The 23435-nt window shown below is 64.5% G+C and carries 15 protein-coding genes and 1 pseudogene; 11 read left to right on the top strand and 5 right to left on the bottom strand.

Annotated elements, in window-relative coordinates; all coding sequences use genetic code 11:
- Window positions 1–36: 36 nt before the first annotated feature.
- Window positions 37–495, bottom strand: a complete 459-nt coding sequence (locus tag ACSUZJ_RS19960; protein ID WP_499411060.1) for a rhodanese-like domain-containing protein — start codon at window positions 493–495, stop codon at window positions 37–39.
- 321 nt (window positions 496–816) lie between these two features.
- Between ACSUZJ_RS19960 and glnA the strand changes: the two genes are divergently transcribed.
- The 5 genes from glnA to corA all read left to right on the top strand — a co-directional run bounded on the left by glnA (window position 817) and on the right by corA (window position 6762).
- Window positions 817–2232: a type I glutamate--ammonia ligase gene (gene glnA, locus ACSUZJ_RS19955; RefSeq protein ID WP_499411058.1), complete on the top strand. Its 1416-nt coding sequence runs from the start codon at window positions 817–819 to the stop codon at window positions 2230–2232.
- 170 nt (window positions 2233–2402) lie between these two features.
- Window positions 2403–2933 carry a DUF4124 domain-containing protein gene (locus tag ACSUZJ_RS19950; protein ID WP_499411056.1) on the top strand — a complete coding sequence of 177 codons (531 nt, stop codon included), beginning with the start codon at window positions 2403–2405 and terminating at the stop codon, window positions 2931–2933.
- Complete coding sequence (glnL, locus tag ACSUZJ_RS19945; protein WP_499411054.1) at window positions 2930–4012, top strand: nitrogen regulation protein NR(II); 1083 nt, start codon at window positions 2930–2932, stop codon at window positions 4010–4012. The genes ACSUZJ_RS19950 and glnL overlap by 4 nt, the downstream gene beginning before the upstream one ends.
- Window positions 4013–4082: 70 nt before the next feature.
- Entirely contained in the window at window positions 4083–5549 is a 1467-nt protein-coding gene (gene ntrC, locus ACSUZJ_RS19940; RefSeq protein WP_499411052.1) for a nitrogen regulation protein NR(I), read from the top strand.
- A gap of 244 nt (window positions 5550–5793) precedes the next feature.
- Window positions 5794–6762, top strand: coding sequence for a magnesium/cobalt transporter CorA (gene corA / locus ACSUZJ_RS19935; protein WP_499411050.1), 969 nt, complete (start codon window positions 5794–5796; stop codon window positions 6760–6762).
- A 4-nt stretch (window positions 6763–6766) separates the two neighbouring features.
- On the opposite strand, the gene ACSUZJ_RS19930 is transcribed toward corA, so the two are convergent.
- Window positions 6767–7642 carry an EamA family transporter gene (locus ACSUZJ_RS19930; RefSeq protein WP_499411048.1) on the bottom strand — a complete coding sequence of 292 codons (876 nt, stop codon included), beginning with the start codon at window positions 7640–7642 and terminating at the stop codon, window positions 6767–6769.
- A 4-nt stretch (window positions 7643–7646) separates the two neighbouring features.
- Window positions 7647–9284, bottom strand: a complete 1638-nt coding sequence (locus ACSUZJ_RS19925; RefSeq protein WP_499411046.1) for an NAD(P)/FAD-dependent oxidoreductase — start codon at window positions 9282–9284, stop codon at window positions 7647–7649.
- Between the two features lie 691 nt (window positions 9285–9975).
- Between ACSUZJ_RS19925 and ACSUZJ_RS19920 the strand changes: the two genes are divergently transcribed.
- Together ACSUZJ_RS19920 and ACSUZJ_RS19915 are read left to right on the top strand one after the other, a co-directional pair.
- Window positions 9976–10164, top strand: coding sequence for a hypothetical protein (locus ACSUZJ_RS19920; protein WP_499411044.1), 189 nt, complete (start codon window positions 9976–9978; stop codon window positions 10162–10164).
- Entirely contained in the window at window positions 10158–12842 is a 2685-nt protein-coding gene (locus tag ACSUZJ_RS19915; protein WP_499411042.1) for a TonB-dependent receptor, read from the top strand. Before ACSUZJ_RS19920 ends, ACSUZJ_RS19915 begins: the two co-directional genes overlap by 7 nt.
- A gap of 104 nt (window positions 12843–12946) precedes the next feature.
- Here the strand turns inward: ACSUZJ_RS19915 and ACSUZJ_RS19910 are convergent, their stop codons facing one another.
- A complete protein-coding gene (locus ACSUZJ_RS19910; RefSeq protein WP_499411040.1) occupies window positions 12947–13678 on the bottom strand; it encodes a 16S rRNA (uracil(1498)-N(3))-methyltransferase in 732 nt (243 codons plus the stop codon).
- Between the two features lie 134 nt (window positions 13679–13812).
- On the opposite strand from ACSUZJ_RS19910, the gene tkt reads away from it, so the two are divergent.
- Both tkt and gap read left to right on the top strand, forming a co-directional pair.
- On the top strand, window positions 13813–15810 hold the full coding sequence (gene tkt / locus ACSUZJ_RS19905; protein WP_499411038.1) for a transketolase: 1998 nt from the start codon (window positions 13813–13815) through the stop codon (window positions 15808–15810).
- A gap of 91 nt (window positions 15811–15901) precedes the next feature.
- Window positions 15902–16912, top strand: a complete 1011-nt coding sequence (gene gap / locus ACSUZJ_RS19900; RefSeq protein WP_369091939.1) for a type I glyceraldehyde-3-phosphate dehydrogenase — start codon at window positions 15902–15904, stop codon at window positions 16910–16912.
- 73 nt (window positions 16913–16985) lie between these two features.
- Here gap and ACSUZJ_RS19895 read toward each other — a convergent pair whose 3' ends face one another.
- Window positions 16986–19697 (bottom strand): TonB-dependent receptor, encoded by a 2712-nt coding sequence (locus tag ACSUZJ_RS19895; protein ID WP_499411035.1) that lies wholly within the window; start codon window positions 19695–19697, stop codon window positions 16986–16988.
- 199 nt (window positions 19698–19896) lie between these two features.
- On the opposite strand from ACSUZJ_RS19895, the pseudogene ACSUZJ_RS19890 reads away from it, so the two are divergent.
- Together ACSUZJ_RS19890 and ACSUZJ_RS19885 are read left to right on the top strand one after the other, a co-directional pair.
- Window positions 19897–20228, top strand: a pseudogene (locus ACSUZJ_RS19890) (hypothetical protein); the annotation flags it as partial.
- Window positions 20229–20583: 355 nt separating this feature from the next.
- On the top strand, window positions 20584–23388 hold the full coding sequence (locus ACSUZJ_RS19885; RefSeq protein WP_499411033.1) for a TonB-dependent receptor plug domain-containing protein: 2805 nt from the start codon (window positions 20584–20586) through the stop codon (window positions 23386–23388).
- Window positions 23389–23435: the final 47 nt, after the last annotated feature.

Genomic DNA, 23435 nt, shown 5'->3' with positions numbered 1-23435 from the left:
CTTTGTCAGCGACCTGCCAAGCGTGTGCGATTCGCATCACGCCCCGACCCAGGGCAGCCCTGCCTTGCACCAGCCGCCGATCGTCTTGCGATGCCCCTCCTGGTCGCGATCGCCCTCGAAGCCTTCCAGGATGTCGAAGGAATTCGCGTAGCCCAGCTCGGTCGCCACGCGCGCGCTGTGGCGCGAGCGCACGCCCGAGCGGCACAGGAAGAGCAAGACCTCGTCCTTGGCGGCCACCTGTTCGAGTTGCGGGCCGAACGCGGGATTCGGCTGGCCACCGGGGTAGGTGGCCCATTGCACCGCGACGTGCTGGGATTCGGGAATGGCGACGCGGCCGACCCAGTCGCGCTCGGCGTTGGTGCGGACGTCGACGATCTTCACTTTCGGATCGCTTCTTACCAGTGCGAATGCTTCCTGGGGGGTGACGGCGCCGGCGTAGGGCTGGCCGGCGGCGCGCTGGCGGGCGGCGTCGAGAATGTCTTCGGTCGTGCTCATGTGGACTCCTGGTTCAGTGGCGGCGCACCGGTGTGGCGCGGACTTGCCGAAACGGTGCGTGAAGCATCAAAATGGTGCGCTTCACCTGGTTTGCACCATTATGGTGCAACGGCCGGGTTGGGCTGCACCATTGGGGAAAACGGTATCGCCGAGGATTTTATGGTTAAACTCACGGGTTTCCAAAGAACGATTGCGTATTTGTTCATGACGAGCTGCTGGCATGGTTCCTGCATGTGTTTCGTATGAGTATGTCGCACGTTGGCTGGACCGGTGAATACCCCGCCGCCCGTGGGCACCACCCTTTTCATTCAGGAGAAACGCATGGCAAAGACCGCAGCAGATGTGATGCAGATGGTGAAGGACAACGAAGTCAAGTTCGTCGATTTCCGCTTCGCCGATACCCGTGGCAAAGAGCAGCACGTCACCGTCCCTGTGTCGCACTTCGATCTGGACAAATTCGAGTCGGGCCACGCCTTCGACGGCTCGTCGATCGCCGGCTGGAAAGGCATCGAAGCATCGGACATGATCCTGATGCCGGACCCGAGCACCGCCAACATCGACCCGTTCATGGAAGAAACCACCCTGTTCATGCAGTGCGACGTGATCGAACCGTCGGACGGCAAGGGCTATGACCGCGACCCGCGCTCGATCGCCAAGCGCGCCGAAGCCTACCTGAAGTCCTCGGGCGTGGGCGACACCGCCTTCTTCGGTCCGGAACCGGAATTCTTCATCTTCGACTCGATCCGCTGGAAGAGCGACATGTCGGGCTGCTCGGTGCAGATCGACTCGGAAGAAGCCTCGTGGTCGACCAACAAGAAGATCGAAGGCGGCAACAGCGGCCACCGTCCGACCGTCAAGGGCGGCTACTTCCCGGTTCCGCCGGTCGACAGCTTCCAGGACATGCGCTCGGAAATGTGCCTGATCCTCGAATCGCTCGGCATCCCGGTCGAAGTGCACCACCACGAAGTGGCCGGCGCCGGCCAGAACGAAATCGGCACCAAGTTCTCGACCCTGGTCGAGCGCGCCGACTGGACCCAGAACCTGAAGTACGTGGTCTGGAACGTCGCCCACAGCTACGGCAAGACCGCGACCTTCATGCCGAAGCCGATGAACGGCGACAACGGCTCGGGCATGCACGTGCACCAGTCGATCTGGAAGGACGGCAAGAACCTGTTCGCAGGCGACGGCTATGCCGGCCTGTCGGAAACCGCGCTGTACTACATCGGCGGCATCATCAAGCACGCGAAGGCCCTGAACGCGATCACCAACCCGGGCACCAACTCGTACAAGCGCCTGGTGCCGGGCTATGAAGCCCCGGTCAAGCTGGCCTACTCGGCCCGCAACCGCTCGGCCTCGATCCGCATCCCGCACGTGGCGAACCCGAAAGGCCGCCGCATCGAGGTGCGCTTCCCGGACCCGCTGGCCAACGTCTACCTGTGCTTCGCCGCGCTGCTGATGGCGGGCCTGGACGGCATCCAGAACAAGATCCACCCGGGCGAAGCCGCGACCAAGGACCTGTACCACCTGCCGCCGGAAGAAGACAAGCTGATCCCGACCGTGTGCGCCTCGCTGGAAGAAGCGCTGGAAGCCCTGGACAAGGACCGCGAGTTCCTGACCCGCGGCGGCGTGTTCAGCGACAGCATGATCGACGCCTACCTCGAACTGAAGATGGGTGAAGTGCAACGCATGCGCATGACCCCGCACCCGGTCGAGTTCGACATGTACTACTCGTCGTAATCGCGACAGCAAAAGCGTTGCGCTACGGCATCAAAAGCTGTAAGGCAATGTAACTTGCAGGTCAAAACGCGGGGAAGGCCAATGGCTTTCCCCGCGTTTTTCTTTCCGATGCGGTATATTCGGGCTGACTTCCACTCGCACGCATGCGCGTGCAGCTTCCAACGATGCGAATGACAAGCAGTGTGACCTGGCACGGTGTCCGGCTGGCGCTGGCGGCCGGATTGATGTGCGCCGGCGCGGCCGGGGCCCAGACGGTCGTCTACAAGTGCGTCGATGCGCAGGGCCGCGTCGAGTTCACCGACACCAACAAGCGCGGCTGCAAGGCGCTCGACCTGCCTGGCTACATCCCGGCGCCGCCGCAGCGCAGCGCCCCGCCTGCCGCCGTCCGCCCGGTCAACCCGGCGCCGGCCGCCGCCTCCGGGGCCGTCGCCCCGAGCCCGGCCAACTTCCCGCGCGTGGACACCAGCCAGCAGCGCGTGCGCGACGACGACCGCCGCGAGATCCTCAACGAGGAGCTGCGCGCCGAGGAGCAGAAGCTGGCCGAACAGAAGCGCGAATTCAACAATGGCGAACCTGCGCGCAACGGCAACGAGCGCAATTACGCCAAGTACCAGGAGCGCGTCGGCCAGATGCGCGAGGACATCAACCGCACCGAGCGCAACATCGAGGCGTTGCGGCGCGAGATCGCCAATATCCGATGAACGACCCGGACAGCGTACAGCAGCCGGCCCGCTTCGCCGGCCTCGAACTGCTCGCCTCCAGCGTGCTGCTGGTCGATGCGAACGACCGCGTGCGCTATGCCAACCCGGCGGCCGAGAACATGCTCGACGCCTCCTTCAAGTGGCTCGCGCGCCAGGGCCTGACCGCCCTGTTCAGCAATGGCGAGGAGCTGGCCGCCCTGTGCGACCAGACCCGCACCCACCAGTACAGCGATTTGCGCCAGGACCTGGCCCTGGTCCGTCCGGGACGCGAGACCCTGCACGTGCACTCGATCGCGAGCAGCCTGGACAACGGCGAAGTGCTGATCGAGCTGCGCGAGAACGTGCAGCAACTGAAGCTCGACCGCGAGGAACGCTTCCTCGACCAGAGCCAGGCCAACAAGGAGCTGATCCGCAACCTGGCGCACGAGATCAAGAACCCGCTGGGCGGCATCCGCGGCGCGGCCCAGCTGCTCGAGCTGGAACTGCCGCCGCTGCACCTGGGCGAGCTGAAAGAGTACACCCAGGTGATCATCAAGGAAGCCGACCGCCTGCAGACCCTGGTCGACCGCCTGCTGGCGCCGCACAAGAAACCCCACATCGTCGGCGACGTCAACATCCATGAAGTATGCGAGCGCGTGCGCAGCCTGGTGCTGGCCGAGTTCCCGAACGGCCTGAGCATCCGCCGCGACTACGACGCCTCGATTCCCGAATTCCGCGGCGACAAGGAGCAGCTGATCCAGGCCGTGCTCAACATCGTCCACAACGCGGCGCAAGCCTTGAAAAGCCGCATCGAGGCGGGCGACGCCGAGATCGTTTTGCGCACCCGGGTGGCGCGCCAGGTCACCCTGGCCAAGGTCCGCTACGGGCTGGCATTAGACTTGCATATCATTGACAATGGACCGGGCATCGCACCCGAGATCCGCGACCGTATCTTCTATCCGCTGGTGTCGGGACGGGAGGGCGGCAGCGGCCTGGGATTGACGCTGGCGCAGACTTTCGTGCAGCAGCACCAAGGCATGATCGAGTGCGAGAGCCGGCCCGGACTGACGGATTTCCGGATCCTGCTGCCATTGCCCTAGCCAGACGTGCAGTGGTGCGGCGGGATGCCGTGTCCGCTTTTGATCCACATTGCGGAAAGCCACGAACTACATGAAACCAATCTGGATTGTCGACGACGACGCATCGATCCGCTGGGTGCTGGAAAAAGCCCTGGCGCGCGAAAATCTCGAGACGCGCAGCTTCGCCAACGCGCGCGACGCGCTAACGGCCTTCGAGACGGAGACGCCGCAGGTGCTGGTGTCGGACATCCGCATGCCCGGCGAATCGGGCATCGAGCTGCTGCAGGCCGTGAAGGCCAGGCATCCCGGCCTGCCGGTCATCATCATCACCGCCTTTTCCGACCTCGACTCGGCGGTCGCCGCGTTCCAGGGCGGGGCCTTCGACTACCTGGCCAAGCCCTTCGACATCGACAAGGCGGTGGCCCTGATCCGCCGCGCCCTCGAGGAAAGCCTGCGCGAAGCCAGCGTGGAGGCGGCTCCGGCCGAGACGCCCGAGATCCTCGGCCTGGCGCCGGCCATGCAGGAAGTGTTCCGCGCCATCGGCCGCCTGTCGCAGTCGAACGTGACGGTCCTGATCACCGGCGAATCGGGCACCGGCAAGGAGCTCGTCGCCCGCGCGCTGCACAAGCACAGCCCGCGTTCGAACGAACCCTTCATCGCCCTGAACACGGCGGCGATTCCGAAGGACTTGCTGGAATCCGAACTGTTCGGCCACGAGCGCGGCGCCTTCACCGGCGCGCAGGCGATGCGGCGCGGGCGCTTCGAGCAGGCCGAGAACGGCACCCTGTTCCTCGACGAGATCGGCGACATGCCCTTCGACCTGCAGACGCGCCTGCTGCGCGTGCTGTCGGACGGCCACTTCTACCGCGTCGGCGGCCACCAGCCCGTGAAGGCCAATGTGCGCGTGATCGCGGCCACCCACCAGAACCTGGAGCAGCGCGTGCGCGACGGGCTGTTCCGCGAAGACCTGTTCCACCGCCTGAACGTGATCCGCCTGCGCCTGCCCAGCCTGCGCGAGCGGCGCGAGGACATACCGCTGCTGGCGCGCCACTTTCTGGTGCAGAGTGCACACCAATTGGGCGTCGAGCCAAAGCGCATGAGCGACAGCGCGATGCGTTTCCTGAGCGGCCTGGAGTTGCCGGGCAACGTACGCCAGCTGGAAAACCTGTGCAACTGGATCACCGTGATGGCGCCGGGCCAGACCGTCGAGATCAAGGACCTGCCGCGCGACCTGACCCAGGCGCAGCCGGCCGGCACATCGTCCGCTCCGATGGCGGCCGCGGAACCGGGGGCCGCTGCGCCTGCCGCCCTGTCGACCCCGCCTTCGCCGGACGGCTGGATCGGCCTGCTCGAACTGCAGGCGGCCAGCATGCTCAGCGCCGGCCAGTTCGAAGTCATGGACACGCTCGGCAAGCAGTTCGAGTCGGCCCTGATCAAGACGGCGCTGAAGCACACGCACGGACGCAAGAACGACGCGGCGATGCGGCTGGGGATAGGGCGCAATACGATCACGCGCAAGATCGTCGAGCTCGGGATCGATGGGGCCAGGGAAGAATAGACGGTGCACCGTAGGGTGGGCACTCTGTGCCCACGCGGAACGATGAGTCGTGTTGGCAGGATTGAGGCCGCAAGATATGCATTTCGACGCAGCGTGCCATGGCATCCCGTAACCGTAAAACGGTGCCAACACAACGCCAGCTTTCGCGTGGGCACGGGGTGCCCACCCTACGGGACACGCCGCAAGGCTCATCGGCGGTGTAAGCTATGGCCTTGGCCATCATGCTTCACCGTCGAATAACTACATGCTGATCAACTGCGTCGCCTACCAGGAAGGCAAGAAACTGTCCGATATCCCGGTCGAGGATATCAGCGAATACCTGAAGCAACCCGGCTGCTTCGTCTGGGTCGCCCTGCGCGATCCCGGCCCCGAGGAGCTCGCCGTCATGCAGGAAGAGTTCGGCCTGCACGAACTGGCGGTGGAAGACGCCTCGCGCGGCCACCAGCGTCCCAAGCTCGAGGAATACGGCGACTCGCTGTTCGCCGTGGTGCGCACCGTCTATATCGACAAGGAAGAGCTGTGCTCGGGCGAGGTGGCAATCTTCGCCGGCCCCAACTACGTGCTGTCGGTGCGGCGCGACTCCGCCCAGGGCTTCCTCGGCGTGCGCGCCCGCGCCGAGCGCGAGCCGCACCTGCTGAAGCAGGGTTCCGGCTTCGTGCTGTACGCGCTGATGGACGCCGTGGTCGACCGCTATTTCCCCATCATCGACAAGCTCGAATCCGACCTCGAATCGATCGAGGACCGCATCTTCGGCGGCCACGGCGCCCAGCGCGACAACATCGAGCGCCTGTATGACCTCAAGCGCAACACCCTGGTGCTGCGCCACGCCGTGATTCCCCTGATGGACGCGGTCGGGCGCCTGCACGGCGGCCGGGTGCCGGCGCTGGCCTACGAAACCCAGGATTATTTCCGCGACATCCACGACCACCTGCTGCGCATTGCCGGCCGCCTCGACACCATCCGCGACACCATCGCCACCGCGATCCAGGTCACGCTGTCGATGGTCGCGATCGACGAGAACGAAATCAACAAGCAGCTCGCCGCCTACGCCGCCATCTTCGCCGTGTTCACCGCCTTTGCCGGCATCTGGGGCATGAACTTCGAGTTCATGCCGGAGCTGAAGTGGAAATACGGTTATCCGATGGCAATCACGGCCATGGTGGGCGTCAGTTACTACATGTACCGCCGCTTCAAGAAAGCGGGCTGGCTATAGGATTTCAGCTGCGATTGGCGGTCGCCGCGCTGCCGCCGGTGGCCAGCACGATCAGGCCGATGGCCATCCACTGCACGGTGGTGAGCACCTCGCCCAGCACGAAGAAGCCGGCCAGTGCGCCGACCGCGGGGCCGGCGCTGACGAGGATGCCGAACACCCGGCGCGGCAGGCGCGACAGGGCCATCATTTCGAGCGAGTAAGGCAGGATGCTCGACAGCACGGCCACGACCAGGCCGCCCAGCAGGACGGGTGGGGTGAACAGGGCGCCGCCGGCCTGCGCCAGGCCGAAGGGCACCGTGCACAGCGCCGCCACCAGCATGCCCCAGGACACCACGTGGCCGCCCTTGAGCGTGGAGACGCGCTTGCCGAACACGATGTACATGGCCCAGCAGAAGGCCGCCGCCAGCGCCGCGGCGACCCCGACCGGGTCGAGCGCGACCGCGTTCTTCGTCGTCGGCGCCAGCAGCCACAAACCGCCGGCGGCGCAGGCCACCCAGGCGAAGTCGCGCAGGTGGCGCGAGGACAGCACCACCACCGCCAGCGGACCGATGACCTCGATCGCGATCGCCACGCCGATCGGGATGCGCGCAAAGGCCGCATAGATCAGCAGATTCATCATGCCCAGCATCAGGCCGTAGATCGCGACGTTGACGGCATCGCGGCGCGCCAGCGGCGCGCGCCAGGGACGCCAGAAGGCCAGCAGCAGGATGGCGGCCAGGCCGACGCGCACGGCGGTGATGCCGGCGCTGCCGACCAGCGGGAACAGGCCCTTGGCATAGGCCGCCCCGACGTTCACCGAGACGAGGGAGCCGACCACGCCCAGCAAGGGCGCGAGCGCGCCCGTGGGCGTTGCCGGTACTGTGGACGTGGCGCGCTCCAAGGACTCAGTCCTGCAGCGCGGGCACGGGGGCGCCCATGGCCAGCGCCACCGCTTCGGCGACGCGGATGCCGTCCACGGCCGCCGACATGATGCCGCCGGCGTAGCCCGCGCCTTCGCCGGCCGGGAACAGACCGCGCGTGTTCAGGCTTTGCAGGTCGTCGTCGCGGCGCTTGATGCGGATCGGCGAGGAGGTGCGGGTCTCGACGCCGGTCAGCACCGCGTCGTGCTTGTAGTAGCCCTTGATTTGTTTGTCGAAGGCGACGAAGGCTTCGCGCAGCGCCGTGATCGCGTACTCCGGCAGCGAAGGCGCCAGGTCGGTCAGGTGCACGGCCGGCTTGAAGGACGGGATCACCGAGCCGAATTCCTTCGACGCGACGCCCTTCACGAAGTCGCCCATGAGCTGGCCCGGCGCATCGTAGTTGCTGCCGCCCAGGACATAGGCGCGCGACTCGAGTTCGCGCTGGAAGGCGATGCCGGCCAGTGGATGCCCCGGGTAGTCTTCCGGCGTGATGCCGACCACGATGGCGCTGTTGGCGTTGCGCTCGGCGCGCGAGTACTGGCTCATGCCGTTGGTGACGACGCGGCCTTCTTCCGAGGAGGCGGCGACCACCGTGCCGCCCGGGCACATGCAGAAGCTGTAGACCGAGCGGCCGTTCGAGGCGTGGTGCACGATCTTGTAGTCGGCCGCGCCGAGGATCTTGTTGCCGGCGTTCGGGCCGAAGCGGCAGACGTCGATCAGGGACTGCGGGTGCTCGACGCGGAAGCCGATCGAGAACGGTTTTGCCTCGATGTAGACGCCGCGGTCGTAGAGCATCTGGAAGGTGTCGCGCGCGCTGTGGCCGACCGCCATCACCAGGTGGTTCGTCGCGATTTCCTCACCCGAAGCCAGGCGCACGCCGCGTACCTGGCGCACGCCATTCGTCTCACTGATCAGCACGTCGTCCACTCGGGTTTGGAATCGAATTTCGCCGCCCAGCGACAGGATCTCGGCGCGCATCTGCTCGACCATCTTCACGAGGCGGAAGGTGCCGATGTGCGGCTTGCTGACGTACATGATCTCTTCCGGCGCGCCCGACTTGACGAACTCGGTCAGGACCTTGCGGCCGTAGTGCTTCGGATCCTTGATCTGGCTGTACAGCTTGCCGTCCGAGAAGGTGCCGGCGCCGCCTTCGCCGAACTGCACGTTCGACTCGGTGTTGAGCTTGCGCTTGCGCCAGAAACCGAAGGTGTCGACGGTCCGTTCGCGCACGATCTTTCCGCGCTCGAGCACCAGCGGATTCAGGCCCATCTGGGCCAGGATCAGGGCCACGAACAGGCCGCAGGGGCCGGTGCCGACCACGATCGGGCGCGGCGTGCCGGCCGGCGGGCGCGGCGCGTTCACGAATTTGTAGCCGGTGTCGGGCGAGGGAACGATGTACTGGTCGTTCTTCAGGCGCGCCAGCACCGCCGCCTCGTTGTTCACTTCGACGTCGATCGCATAGATGAGCACGATCGCCGCCTTCTTGCGCGCGTCATAGCTGCGCTTGAAGACGGTGAAGTCGACCAGGTCGGCAACCCCTATCCCCAGGCGGGCGACGATGGCGTCGCGCAGGGCGTGGTCGGGGTGATCGAGAGGGAGCTTGAGTTCGTTAATTCGGAGCATAGGTTTCGCGTAGGGCGCCAGCGGGGGCGGTCAAATCAATCGGCTATTTTACTTCAGGCGAGGCCCTCCGATCAGCCGGCAGGCAGGGCGCCACGGTTTGCATTGGCTCGGCGCGGCACTACTGCTGCATTCTGTCCACGTTTTTCGTCGTTCCAAAGCGATCTCGCGGCCCAATGTCCGCTGGACAGTCTTGCCGATGCGGCACCGCACAGTGGCAAGAAGTGCGGCGTTAGCGCGAGATTTGCACGCGAAGCATGCGGTTTTACCGCAGAAACGATGAGCTGTTGTTTGGCGGCGCCTTTTTGGTGCATTGCACTATCCAAATGCACATTTCCATAGTGTTGTTTCTACACATTTCGGGTGTCGCGTTCCGTTGACACCCGAAGTTTCCATATGGTTTTATGTATTCGTTCATATAACGTTTGGCCTCGGTCAATCGCGAAAGGAGAGTACTCGTTCCAACCCAGCGAGCATAAAAAAACAGAAACGCGAAAAAGCGGTCGTTAGCAGTCGCATTAATCTTTAAACGTAATACCGAAGCATCCTGAAAGACGTCTAGGCACGATTTTTCGTGCAGGAATGGGACGCGTTGTAAAAGACGCAGTAGTTCGAAAGAGACAAGCACATGCCGCACGTCCGTGCGCATGTCCATAAAAAACATCTTGAGAAAAGCCCAGAAGGAGAAGCATTCATGACGTTTAAGTTGAAGTCGATGCCGTACGCAATTTCGTGCCTGGTCGCCTCCGGCGCCCTGGTCAGCATGGGTTCCGCCATGGCCCAGCAGGCGCCGGCCCAAGGCCAGGCCATGCAGCGGGTGGTCGTGACCGGTTCGCTGATCAGCCGTGCCGATACCGAAACCCCGACCCGGTGCAGGTGCTGACCGCAGCCGATATCCAGAAAAGCGGCAAGACCTCGGTGGCCGAGCTGCTGACCGACCTCGCAGCCAACGGCGCAGGCACGCTTGGCACCGGCTTCTCCGGCGCATTCGCGAACGGCGCATCCGGCATTTCGCTACGCGGCCTGACCGTCGGCGCCACCCTGGTACTGATCGACGGCCACCGCATGGCCTCGTATCCGCTGTCGGACGACTCGCAGCGCTCCTTCGTCGACGTTTCCTCGATCCCGTTCGACGCCATTGAAAGCATCGAAGTCCTCAAAGGCGGTGCGTCGGCGACCTATGGCTCCGACGCGATTGCCGGCGTCATCAACATCAAGCTCAAGAAGAACCTGACCGGCACCCGTCTCAGTGCCGATTACGGCGACACCGAGCATGGCGGCGGCAAGACCCGGCGCGGCTCGATCAGCACCGGCATCGGCGACCTGGAAGCGGATGGCTACAATGCCTTCATCACCGCCGAGTGGCGCAGGCAGGAGCCGATCATGGTGGCCGACCGCGATCAATACGGCTGGGCCAACCGCGACTGGACTTCGCGCGGCGGCAACAACCTGACCCTGGGACTGCCGACCAGCCTGAACAACTTCCTGACCGCCGCCAGCGTTCCCTTCCTGTTCAATACCGATGGTGCCGGCGGCGCAAGCAATCCCGCCAATTTCCAGTTCCTCGACCCCAGCTGCAACTACACCCTGTACCGCGCCGGCGGCTGCACGGTGCGCGATACCGTGACCTTCATCCAGCCGCCGACCAAGAACCTGAACCTCCTGATCGGCATGACGAAAAAGCTGAACGAGGATTGGGAAATCGCCTTCAAGGGCTCGATGTTCAAGCGCGAGAGCTACAACAACCGTGGCGTGCCCTATACCTATTCGCCGGACTCCTTTGCCGGCAACACCACCCTGATCGACGGCGTGCTGACCGGCGGCGTGAACGCCATCGAGAGCACCCGCTTCGCACCGGGGGCCCGGGTCGGCGCCGGCGCCACGAACAACCTGGGCGGCAGCGCCTCCCTCTACGGCTACATCCCGGGCGCCAACCCCGAGCGCACCTCGGACAATGACACCGTCGCCTCGCGCATTGCCGTGGACCTGACGGGCAGGGCCTACGGCTGGGACATCAGCGCCTCCGCCGGCGCCACCCGCGTCAGGACCAATATCGAGTACAGCGGCTACATCAACCGGGTGGCGCTATACAACGCGATCAATGCCGGCACCTGGAACGTCGTCGGCGGCAACTCGCCGGAACTGGTCGCCCAGGTCGCGCCGTTCTTCAGCAACAAGATGACATCGACGCTGAACTATGCCGACCTGGTCGGTTCGCGCGAGCTGATGCAGCTGGCCGGGGGGCCACTGTCGGTCGCCGCCGGCGTGCACTGGCACGAGCGCGAGCAGAACTCGCCGCCGTCGAGCCTGACCCTGAACGGCACGGTCGCCAGTACCTCGCCTTTCATTATCGGCGATGAGACCAACTCGGCCGTCTTTGCCGAACTGCGCGCGAACCCGATCAGGAACCTCGAAGTCACCGTGGCCGGCCGTTACGACCATTACGATACCTACGGCAATTCGTTCACGCCTTCGGCCAGCGCCATGTGGAAGCCGACCCAGCAGATTGGCGTGCGCGGCACCTTCGCGCGCGGCTTCCGCGCGCCGAACCCGGCCGAGGTCGGCAATGCGGGTTCCTTCTTCACCTTCAATGCGATCGACGACCCGATCCGCTGCTTCGACGGCGCCGGGACCACGGCCGGCACCGTGCCTTCGTCCTGCGGCATGAATCCGCCCTACGTCCAGACCACCAGCCAGGACCTGTCGCCGGAGAAATCGAAGTCCTACACCCTGGGTGTGATTCTCGAGCCGATCCGCGGCCTGAACATATCGCTGGATTACTACAACATCAAGATCAGCAACCTGATCGTGACCCGTGCCGGCAACGACCCGAGCTTCGTGCCGACCTGGGTGCGCGGTGCGCCGGTGCCGGTCCAGATCGCAACGGGCAATGGCGACGAAACCGTGCTGGGCGTGCCGGCGGTCGACCCGATCCTGTACGCGGAGTCGCCCTACATCAACGCGGGCAGCACCAAGACCCACGGTATCGAGGCGGACCTGCGTTACCGCTGGCGCCTGCCGAGCGACATGGGCAGCCTGTCGGCCAACCTGAGCGCAGCGCATACCTTCGGCTATGAAACCGAGGTGGCCGGCGTGTCCTACCAGCTGGCCGGCACCCAGGGTCCTTCGTCGGTTGGCGGCGCCACCGGCAACCCGAAGAACCGCGCCCAGTTCACCCTCGGCTACACCCGTGGTCCGCTGGACGTGATGGCAACGGTGAACTATACCAGCGGCTTCTCGACCATCGACCCGGCCCTGGGCGCAACCGATTGCGCCTCGACCGCGCTGGACGTCGGCGGCCGCACTTACTTCCGCCGCCTGGTGCAGCCGGCTTACTACTGCAACGTGTCCTCGTTCACGACGACCAACCTGAACCTGCAGTACAAGATCAACGAGAACCTGACCCTGCGCGCTGCGATCCTGAACCTGTTCGACAAGGAACCGCCGTACGACGTCGCCACCTACGGCAACGCCAACGCCCAGACCTCGTACAACGCCTCGCTGCACCAGGCCGGTGCAGTCGGCCGCTTCTACAGCCTGGGCGCGAACTACACGTTCTGAGTTGACGCCACATGGACAGCGGCAGCGATGCCGCTGCCTGAAGTACAAAGCCCCGCCAGGATTCCTGCCGGGGCTTCTTTTTCAACGCCGTTCGACGCCAGGACTTACATCCCGCCCCAGATCCCCGCCAGCATCGCCGTCGCCGCCAGCGCGGCGGTCTCGGTACGCAGCACGCGCGGGCCCATCGTCAGGGGCAGGGCGCCCGCTGCCAGCGCCGCGTCGTCTTCCTCGCGCGTGAAACCGCCTTCCGGGCCGACCAGCAGGGTCAGCGCCTGCGCCGGGTTGGCCTGGGCCCAGCCGGCCAGCGACTGCGTGGCGCGCGGACTGAGCAGGATGCGCTGGCCCGGCGATTCCCGGGATGTCGCCAGCCAGCGGCCGAAATCGGCGACCGGCGCCAGCCGCGCCAGCCGGTTGCGCCCGCACTGCTCGCAAGCCGACTCGATCACGCCCTGCCAGTGGGCGTGGCGCTTCTCCGCGCGCTCGCCCGACAGGCGCACCACGCTGCGCTGGGCTGCCAGCGGTTGTATCGCCGCCACACCCAGCTCGACCGCCTTCTCGATGATCCAGTCCATCTTGGCCCCTTCCGGCAGGCCCTGGGCCAGGGTCACCTCAAAGGGCAGTTCGACCTCGATCGCTTCGTGTTCGCCGACCAGGGCGCTCGCGCGCTTTTTGCCGATCTCAAGCAACGTCGCCCGGTACTGCCCGCCGCTGCCGTCGAACAGCGTCAGCGCGGCGCCCGGTTGCATGCGCACCACGTGCAGGTGGTGGGCGACGGATTCGGGCAGGTCGACGGTGGCGCCGGGGCGTAGCGGCTGCGGACAGTAGAAGCGGGGCATGCGGTTCCTAATATATGTACAGGCAAAAATACGGCAAAACCTGCATTTTAATTCGGCAGAGTGGCGCTCTGGTAAAATAACGGGCTACGGCCCGCCGCAGGCCACCGCTTTCCAATCCAGACCCCCTGCATCCGATGAAATCTACGCAAACCACCACCTTGATGGCCAACGCGATCCGCGCGCTGGCGATGGACGCTGTTCAAAAAGCCAACTCCGGCCACCCGGGCATGCCGATGGGCATGGCCGAGATCGGTGTCGCGCTGTGGGACAAGCACTACCGCCACAACCCGGCCAATCCGGGCTGGTTCAACCGCGACCGCTTCCTGCTGTCGAACGGCCACGGCTCGATGCTGCACTATGCAATGCTGCACCTGGCCGGCTACGACCTGTCGATGGACGACCTGCGCAACTTCCGCCAGCTGCACTCGAAGACCGCGGGCCACCCGGAAGTCGGCATCACCCCGGGCGTGGAAACGACCACCGGCCCGCTGGGCCAGGGCATCGCCAACTCGGTCGGCATGGCGCTGGCCGAATGGCTGCTGGGCTATGAATTCAACCGTCCGGGCTACGACGTGGTCGACCACTACACCTACGCCTTCCTGGGCGACGGCTGCCTGATGGAAGGCATCTCGCACGAAGTGGCCTCGCTGGCGGGCACCCTGCGCCTGAACAAGCTGATCTGGCTGTACGACGACAACGGCATCTCGATCGACGGCAAGGTCGAGGGCTGGTTCACCGACGACACCCGCAAGCGCTTCGAAGCCTACGGCTGGAACGTGATCGGCCAGATCGACGGCCACAGCGTCGCCGACGTATCAAGCGCCATCGAGCAGGCGAAACAGTCGGACCGTCCGACCCTGATCATGTGCAAGACCATCATCGGCAAGGGCGCCCCGAACCTGGAAGGCGGAGATAAAGTCCACGGCGCCCCGCTGGGCGACAAGGAAATCGCGGCCGTGCGCCAGCACCTGCTGTGGGATCCGATTCCGTTCGACATCCCGGGCGAAATCTACGAAGCCTGGGACGCGAAAGAGCGCGGCGCACAGGCCGAAGGTGAATGGAACGCCAAGTTCGAAGAATACCGCGCCGCCCACCCGCAGCTGGCCGCCGAATTCGAGCGCCGCATGAAGGGCGAGCTGCCGGGCAACTTCAATGAAGTGCTGGACGCCGCGATCGCGACCTGCATCGACAAGAAGGAAACCATCGCCACCCGCAAGGCTTCGCAGAACGCGATCCAGGCGCTGGCCCCGATCCTGCCGGAATTCCTGGGCGGCTCGGCCGACCTGACCGGCTCGAACCTGACCAACTGGAAGGAATCGGTCGCCGTGCGCTCGGGCATCCCGGGCAACCACGTCAACTACGGCGTGCGCGAATTCGGCATGGCCGCGATCCAGAACGGCGTCGCGTTGCACGGCGGCTTCATCCCGTTCGGCGCTACTTTTCTCACCTTCTCGGACTACAGCCGCAATGCCCTGCGCATGGCCGCACTGATGAAGATCCGCTCGCTGTTCGTGTTCACCCACGACTCGATCGGCCTGGGCGAAGACGGTCCGACCCACCAGTCGATCGAGCACGTCTCGTCGCTGCGCCTGATCCCGAACCTGGACAACTGGCGTCCGTGCGACACCGTCGAGTCGCAGGTGGCCTGGGGCGCGGCAGTGCAGCGCAAGGATGGCCCGTCGACCCTGATCTTCTCGCGCCAGAACCTGCCGTTCATGGAGCGCGATGCCGCCGCCGTCTCGAACATCGCCAAGGGCGGCTACGTGCTGCGCGACGCCGCCGACGCGAAGGTCATCCTGATCGCGACCGGTTCGGAAGTCGAGCTGGCGATCAAGGCTGCCGACGCGCTGGCGGCCGAGGGCGTCGCCGCCCGCGTGGTCTCGATGCCGTCGACCGACGTGTTCGAGCGCCAGGAGGCCTCCTACAAGGCAAGTGTGTTGACCCGTGGCACGCCACGTGTTGCCATCGAGGCAGGCGTGACCGATTTCTGGTACAAGTATGTCGGCCTGGAAGGTGCGGTCGTGGGCATCGACACCTTCGGCGAGTCGGCGCCGGCGCCGGTGCTGTTCAAGCACTTCGGCTTCACCGTCGAGAACGTCGTGGCGAAAGCCAAAGCGGTCATCGCGGCGTAATAGTTTCAGTAGGGGCTGCCGTCAAGGCAGCCCCTTTCGCATGTGCAGCATGTGCCAATGAAAAAAGTTTTTTTCTAATCAGGAGCAAAGCATGACGATCAAAGTTGCAATCAACGGTTATGGCCGCATCGGCCGCAACATCCTGCGCGCCTTCTACGAAGGCGGCAAGAAGCAAGACATCCAGATCGTGGCGATCAACGACCTCGGCAATGCCGAATCGAACGCCCACCTGACCCGTTACGACACCGCCCACGGCAAGTTCCCGGGCACCGTCACGGTCGAAGGCGACAACATGATCGTCAACGGCGACAAGATCCGTGTGTTCGCCCAGCGTAACCCGGCCGAGATCCCATGGGGCGAGCTGGGCGTGGACGTCGTGCTCGAGTGCACCGGCTTCTTCACCACCAAGGAAAAGGCCTCGGCCCACCTGAAGGGCGGCGCCAAGAAGGTCATCATCTCGGCCCCGGGCGGCAAGGATGTCGACGCGACCATCGTCTACGGCGTCAACCAGGACGTGCTGAAGTCGACCGACACCGTGATTTCGAACGCATCGTGCACCACCAACTGCCTGGCCCCGCTGGTCAAGCCGCTGCACGACGCCATCGGCCTGGAAACCGGCCTGATGACCACCGTGCACGCCTACACCAACGACCAGGTGCTGACCGACGTGATGCACGAAGACCTGCGCCGCGCCCGTTCGGCCACCCAGTCGATGATCCCGACCAAGACCGGCGCCGCCGCCGCGGTCGGCCTGGTGCTGCCGGAACTGAACGGCAAGCTGGACGGCTTCGCGATCCGCGTGCCGACCATCAACGTCTCGATCGTCGACCTGTCCTTCATCGCCAAGCGCGACACCACGGTCGATGAAGTCAACCAGATCATGAAGTCGGCTTCGGAAGGCGCCCTGAAAGGCATCCTGACCTACAACACCGACCCGCTGGTCTCGGTCGACTTCAACCACAACCCGGCATCGTCGAACTTCGACGCCACCCTGACCAAGGTCTCGGGCCGCCTGGTGAAGGTCTCGTCCTGGTACGACAACGAGTGGGGCTTCTCGAACCGCATGCTCGACACCACCGTCGCGCTGATGAACGCGAAGTAATCGGTCGTTCAGAAGAACGAAAAAAAACCCGTGCGGCGCGAGCCGCACGGGTTTTTTGTTGCCTGTACCTTGTTTAGAACGTGTAGGTGCCGCGCACGTAGAAGGTGCGGCCGATCGCATCGGTGTAGCGTGGATCGTAGCCGGCCTGGAAGGTCTGCTCCTGGTAGCTCAGCGGCGGTTCGCGGTCGAACAGGTTACGCACGCCGAAGGTCACCCCGAAGCCTTTCGGCTGGGTCCAGGACAGGTAGCCGTCGACGGTGGTGTAGGACGCCACGCGGAAGTCCGGATCCTGGTCGACATAGCCCGTCTTGTGGCGAGCCGTCAGGCCAGCGCCGAACTGGCCGCGGCTCCAGTTCACGGTTGCCGAGTGCTGCCAACGGAACACCGGACCCACGCCCGAGAAGATGCCGACGTTCTGGTTCCACTCGCCGCCTTCTTCGTTCTGGTACTCGTACTTGTGCACCCAGGTGCTGTTCAAGCCGAGGTTGAAATTCCCCCAGGCGCCAGCGCGCAGGCGGTAGGACGCGGTCAGGTCGACGCCGTTGGTCTTCAGGCCGCCCAGGTTCTGGGTGCGCAGGTCCACATAGCCGCAGGTGGCCGGGTTCGGGCACTGCGAGCCATCGGTCGACAGGTTTCCTGCGCCGTTACGGTGGTACAGGTTCGCGTACTTGACCGGATCGGCGAACACGTCGTTCTCGCTGAGCGAACCGATCTGCTTCTCGAGCTCGATGTGGTACAGGTCGGCGCCCAGGGTCAGGTTATTGATCGGCTCGAAGACCACGCCGAACGTGAGGTTCTTCGACTCTTCCGGATCGAGATTCTGGTTGCCGCCGAACAGCGCCTGGAACTGCTGGGCGCAGTTGGTGGCCGGGCTCTTGCCCGGAAGCGCAGTGCCGCCCGGGCAGTTGATCGGGTCGTTCTGCTGCGACGTGTTGGTATAGGTCTGGGCCGCGTTGACTTCGTAGAGGGAAGGCGCGCGGAAACCGGTCGAATACGAGCCCCGCACCAGCAGCGTGCTCGTTGGCTGGTAGCGGAAGCCGACCTTCGGGTTGGTGGTGCTGCCGAAATCGCTGTACTTGTCGTAGCGAACCGCGGCGGTGACGTCCAGGTTGGCGAGCACGGGCACGTTCAGCTCGGCGAAGGCGGCATACACGGTGCGCGAGCCGGCGTTGTACAGGTTGGGGTCGATGCCGGTGCTGGCCACGACTTTTTCCGCATACTCGCTGTTGGCGCGGTTGACGAAGTTCTCGCGGCTGGCCTGGCCGCCGAAGGCCAGTGCGACGTTCTTGCCTGCTCCCACCCAGTCGCCCAGCTCGCGGCTGGCGCTGAAATCGAAGGTCTTGGTCGTGCCCTTGGCGGTCTGGACCGTGCCGTCGAGGGCGGCGCTTTCGATCAGGGCCATGCCCTCGGCGCTCTGCTCGCCGAAGGGGTTGATGATGCCGTTCAGGACACCGGCCGAGATGATGCCGCCGTCGCTGTAGCCCTTCAGGTTCTCGGTGACCTTGTTCTCGTTGTAGCTCAGCGCGGCCGTGTAGTCCCAGCCCGCCATCGCGCCCGACAGCGATGCAACGAAGCGCTGCTGGCGGTTGATGTTGTCGTCCGCGCGCACGCCGTTCGGCAGGTCGCGCCATTTGACGTTCAGGTAGCCCGGCTGGACGCCCGGCGGCAGGCCGGTTTCGGCGACGAAGGTCGGATCGATCGGGATGGTCGGTGCGATGGCGCCCGGATTGCCCGGGAAGTAGGGGTTTGGCGTGCCGTTCGGACGCAGGCGGTTCATGTACAGGCCGCCGTACGGTACCGGCGCGATCTGGCTGCCGACGCGGCTGCGGCTGACCAGGTATTCCAGGCCCAGCTCATGGTTCTGGGGCAGCTTCAGGGTGCCCTTGAACAGGCCGGTGGCGCGTTCGCTCTTCGGCACGTAGTCGACGAAGCTCGAGGTCGTCATGTAGCAGGACAGGCCGTCGCCCGCCGGGATCAGGTTCGGCGCGCTGGTGCAGTCCGGCGCGGCAGGATTGCCGACGTCGCCTTCCTGGAAATAGTTGGCCGGGTGGGTGGTCGGCGACAGGCCGCCCGGATAGCGCGTATTGAAGGGGCGCTGGAGCCCGCCCACGCTGTCCTGCTTCTGGAAGTCGCCGATGGCGAAGAAGTTGAAGCCGTCCGTGTCGAGGTCGCCGTAGCCAAAGCCGAGGTTTGCGTTCCTCGAGATGCCGCCCGGGTGTTCCGGCTTGTCGTAGCCGATGGTGGCGGTGCCGCCGGTGAAGTCCTTGCGGGTGATGAAGTTGATGACGCCGCCGACCGCGTCCGAGCCGTACAGCGAGGAAGCGCCGTCGCGCAACACCTCGACGCGCTCGAGCGCAGCGAACGGAATCATGTTCAGGTCCGGCGCCGAACTGTCGAAGGCGTTGTTGGCCAGGCGCCGGCCGTTGAGCAGCACCAGAGTCTTGTTGGCGCCGATCCCGCGCATGTCGGCGAAGGAGGCGCCGCCCGTGCTCAGGCCAACAACCTGGCTGGTGCCCTGCGAGGCCTGGACCGGGGCCAGGTTCGAGAGTACCTGTTCGACGGTAGTGAGACCCTGTTTCTTCAGTTCTTCCATGCGCACCACCGTGACCGGCACCGCGGTCTCGGCGTCGATGCGCTTGATGGCCGAACCGGTAACGACGACGCGCTGCATCGCTTGCTCGGTGGTGTCCTGGGCCGCGGCTGGATTGACCAGCAGGGTGGCACCGAGGGCGCCGGCGGAACAGATCAGACGTACGGACTGCGATAACACTGTTTCTTTGATCATCAACAAGCTCCCCGTTTCCGAAATGAGTTACCCGCACCGTCGGGTGCGAGGCCGTCAGCAATGAAACACGGAAATTGTAAAGGCGTCAATTTGCTTCAAATACTTACTCAATATCGTGTGCAAAAGTGCGCAAAAAACAACAAATCTCACACCGCGAGCTGGCATGACATGAAAAGCTGCGCATTTTGCGGATTGACGGTGCACTTCCAATTGCCTGGCCCCGCTGGTCAAGCTGCTGCACGAGGCTATCGGCCTGGAAACCGGTCTGGTGACCACCGTGCACGCCTGCACCAACGACCAGGTGCTGACCATGAAGTCGCCATGGCAAGGCGCCCTGAAAGGCATCCCGATTTACCACACCGAACCGCTGGTTTCGGTCGACTTCAACCACAACCGGCATCGTCGAACTTCGACGCCACCCTGACCAAGGTCTCGGGCCGCCTGGTGAAGGTGTCGTCCTGATACGACAACGAGTGGGGCTTCTCGAGCCGCATGCTCGACACCACTGTCGCGCTGATGAACGCGAAGTAATCCTCGGCTCGCGTGCCGCTACCCTGTGCCGTTGATTCGGTACAGGTTTTTTGCACCTGCAGAGCGGCCGCACCAATGCATGACCCGTCGAATAAAATTTTGTTGAAGCGCAAAAAGTAGAGAAAACCTGTTATTCAGCCCTTGCTGCCACTACTGTCATGCATTTTCTGCCAATAAATAGCATATGAATGTGCCCCCCCCCGATCCTCCCGAGGTGTTGTCAATTCGCAACGTTACTTACAAAATAATACAAATCTTTACAGAAATTGTTTTCTTAAAGGTAAGCGTCTGTCAGACTCAGTTTGGTATGTACAAAATACATACCCGGAAAAGATATATAACTGAGGGACGGAAATTGAATAACAAACTGGTATTGAAGCAAAGCGTCGTCGCTGTTGCGCTGACGATCGCAGGTAGTTCCCACGTGCTGGCGCAAACCGGCAGCGCCGCCCCGGCAAAAGAACCCCAGATGCAGCGGGTGGTCGTCACCGGCTCGAACATCAAGCGCATCGATGGCGAAACCGCCTCGCCCGTGACCGTGCTGCGCCGCGAGGACATCAAGGCCACCGGCGCCAACACCGTGCGCCAGGTGCTCGACACCCTGACCGCGTTCGATACCGGTACGCTGCGCGACGACGGCAACGCGTCCAGCTTCGCGCGCGGCGCCTCGGGCGCCTCGATGCGCGGCCTGGGCAAGGGCGCAACCCTGGTGCTGGTCAACGGTCGTCGCGTTTCGAACTATGCGTTTGCCGATGGCGGCAAGGAAGTCTTCGTCAACGTCGACGCCATTCCGGCCGACGTCATCGAACGCGTCGAGGTGCTGAAGGATGGCGCTTCCGCGGTCTACGGTTCGGATGCGATGTCGGGCGTGATCAACATCATCACCCGCAATACCTTCCAGGGCGTGCGCATGAGCGCGAACGCCGAGCGCAATACCAGCCACCACTACGGCGGCCAGGACACCGCCGCCATCGCCGCCGGCTTCGGCGACCTCGAGTCCGACGGCTACAACGTCTTCGCCAACCTCGAAGCCTACAAGCGCCGCGGCGTCATGCAGAAGGAAGTCGTCAAGTACTACGCGCCCTGGCACAAGAAGTATGTCAGCCCGTCGTATGGCGACCCGAGCCTGTATTCGTTCCCGGGCAACCTGAACGAGCCGAAGTCGGCCACCAACCCGACCGCGATCCGCCAGGCCGTCGCCACCTGCCCGCAAGAGCAGCGCAATCCGACCGGCCTGTGCACCAGCGACCTGACCGGCATCACCCAGTGGTCCGATCCGGCCGAACGCCTGAACTTCTTCAGCCAGGCACGCTTCAAGGTAACCAACGACATCCGCGGTTTCGCCGAGGCGTCCTACTCGCGCACCGAGACCACCTACCGTTCGCTGCCATATGCGACCAACGCCGGCTCGCCGTCGAGCTGGTTCGACGGCAATACCAAGACCTCGCAGTCGGTCGTCAAGCCCAAGCTGGCGGTCGGCAATCCGGCCAACCCCTACAACGTCCCGGTCGGCATCGACTACCGCTTCATGGATGACCTGGACATGTGGGTCAGCCCGTCGGAAGCGAACCAGTACCGCGTGATGGCCGGCCTGAACGGCAGCCTGGCCAACGGCTGGGAATGGGAAACGGCCATCGGCCGCGTCGGCGCCGACGCCGAGTCGCGCGACCACGGCGCCCACCGCACCGCAATGCCGAACGCCGTTTCGAGCGGCGAATACAAGATCGGCGGCCCGAACAGCCCCGAACTGCTGGCGCGCATGTTCCCGGAAATCGGCACCGACGCCGAGCTGTCGCAGGACTTCATCGACGCCAAGCTGAGCGGCGAGCTGATGGCCCTGGGCGGCGGCGCACTGTCGTTTGCGGTCGGCGGCGAAGCACGCCGCGAGAGCATGTACATCCGCTCGACCGACAACGTCGTCAACGCCGAGATCATCGGCCGCGGCTCGCTGTGGATCGACGGCAAGCGCACCATGCAGGCGCTGTTCGCCGAGTTGAACGCACCGGTGACCAAGCAGCTCGAACTGAACGGCGCGGTGCGCATGGACAAGAGCGAAGGTTTCGACGCCCACTTCTCGCCGAAGCTGGGCCTGCGTTACACGGTCTTGCCGCAACTGCTGCTGCGCGGTACCTTCGCCGGCGGCTTCCGCACCCCGAACATTCCGGAAACCCTGGGCAAGGTCGGCCTGACCGGCTTCTTCAACAGCACCCTCGATCCGAAGCGCTGCGACACCGCCATCGCGATGCGCGCCGCACTGAACAAGGGCAATGCGACCGACAAGAACGATGCGACGACCGCCTACAACTCGGGCTGCCTGACCTCGATCCCGGCGATGATCTCCTCCAACCCGGACCTCAAGCCCGAAACCTCGCGCAGCGCCACCCTGGGCTTCGTGTTCGAGCCGAGCAAGAACCTGAACGTCAGCCTGGACTATTTCAAGATCGAGCGCCGCGACGAGATCAACTACCGCGACATCAGCTATGTGCTGGCGCGCGAGGACAGCCCGGAATACGCGGCCCTGATCGTGCGTAACGAAGTCAGCGATACCGACCGCCGCCTGGCGGCCCGCGCCAACGAGCTGAGCCCGGGTGCAAACCTGGCCTTCACCACCGGCACCGTCCAGTCGCTGCTGCTGAACTACGAGAACTTCGGCAAGACCGAAACCTCGGGCGTGGACCTGGACATCTCGGGCCGCCTCAACATGGGTGGCTGGGGCATGCTGAACCTGGGCCTGATGAACACCATCGCCCTGAGCTACCGCGCCTGGGACGTGGATGCCGACGCCTACCGCCCGAACACGGTCGGCCTGCGCGGCGTGCCGCGCCTGACCTCGGTGTTCAGCGCCGTGTGGAAGAAGGGTGACTTCGCGACCTCGGTGCGCGTGAACCGCACTTCGAAGACCGCGCTCAACTACGACGAGACCGATGAGGCGACCTGGGGCGAAGAAGGCTGCCTGAAGCGCATCAAGCCGGAAGGCCTGCCGTGCTACCGCAAGGCCGACATGCGCACCGACCTGAACTTCTCGTACACGGGCATCAAGGACCTGCGCCTGTCGATGAACATCCGTAACGCCTTCCTGAACTCGGCGCCGGTCGACCTGCGGGGCGGTTATGTCATCCGTCCACGTTCGGTCAAGCTGTCGGCGGAATACCAGTTCTGATGGGGAAGGGCGCGGCGGGCCCGACCAGCCGCCGCGCCTGGATAACC

It is taken from the genome of Telluria sp. B2, from assembly GCF_051789535.1.
Taxonomy (GTDB): Bacteria; Pseudomonadota; Gammaproteobacteria; order Burkholderiales; family Burkholderiaceae_D; genus Telluria.
This window is presented reverse-complemented; position numbering and strand designations above follow the sequence as displayed.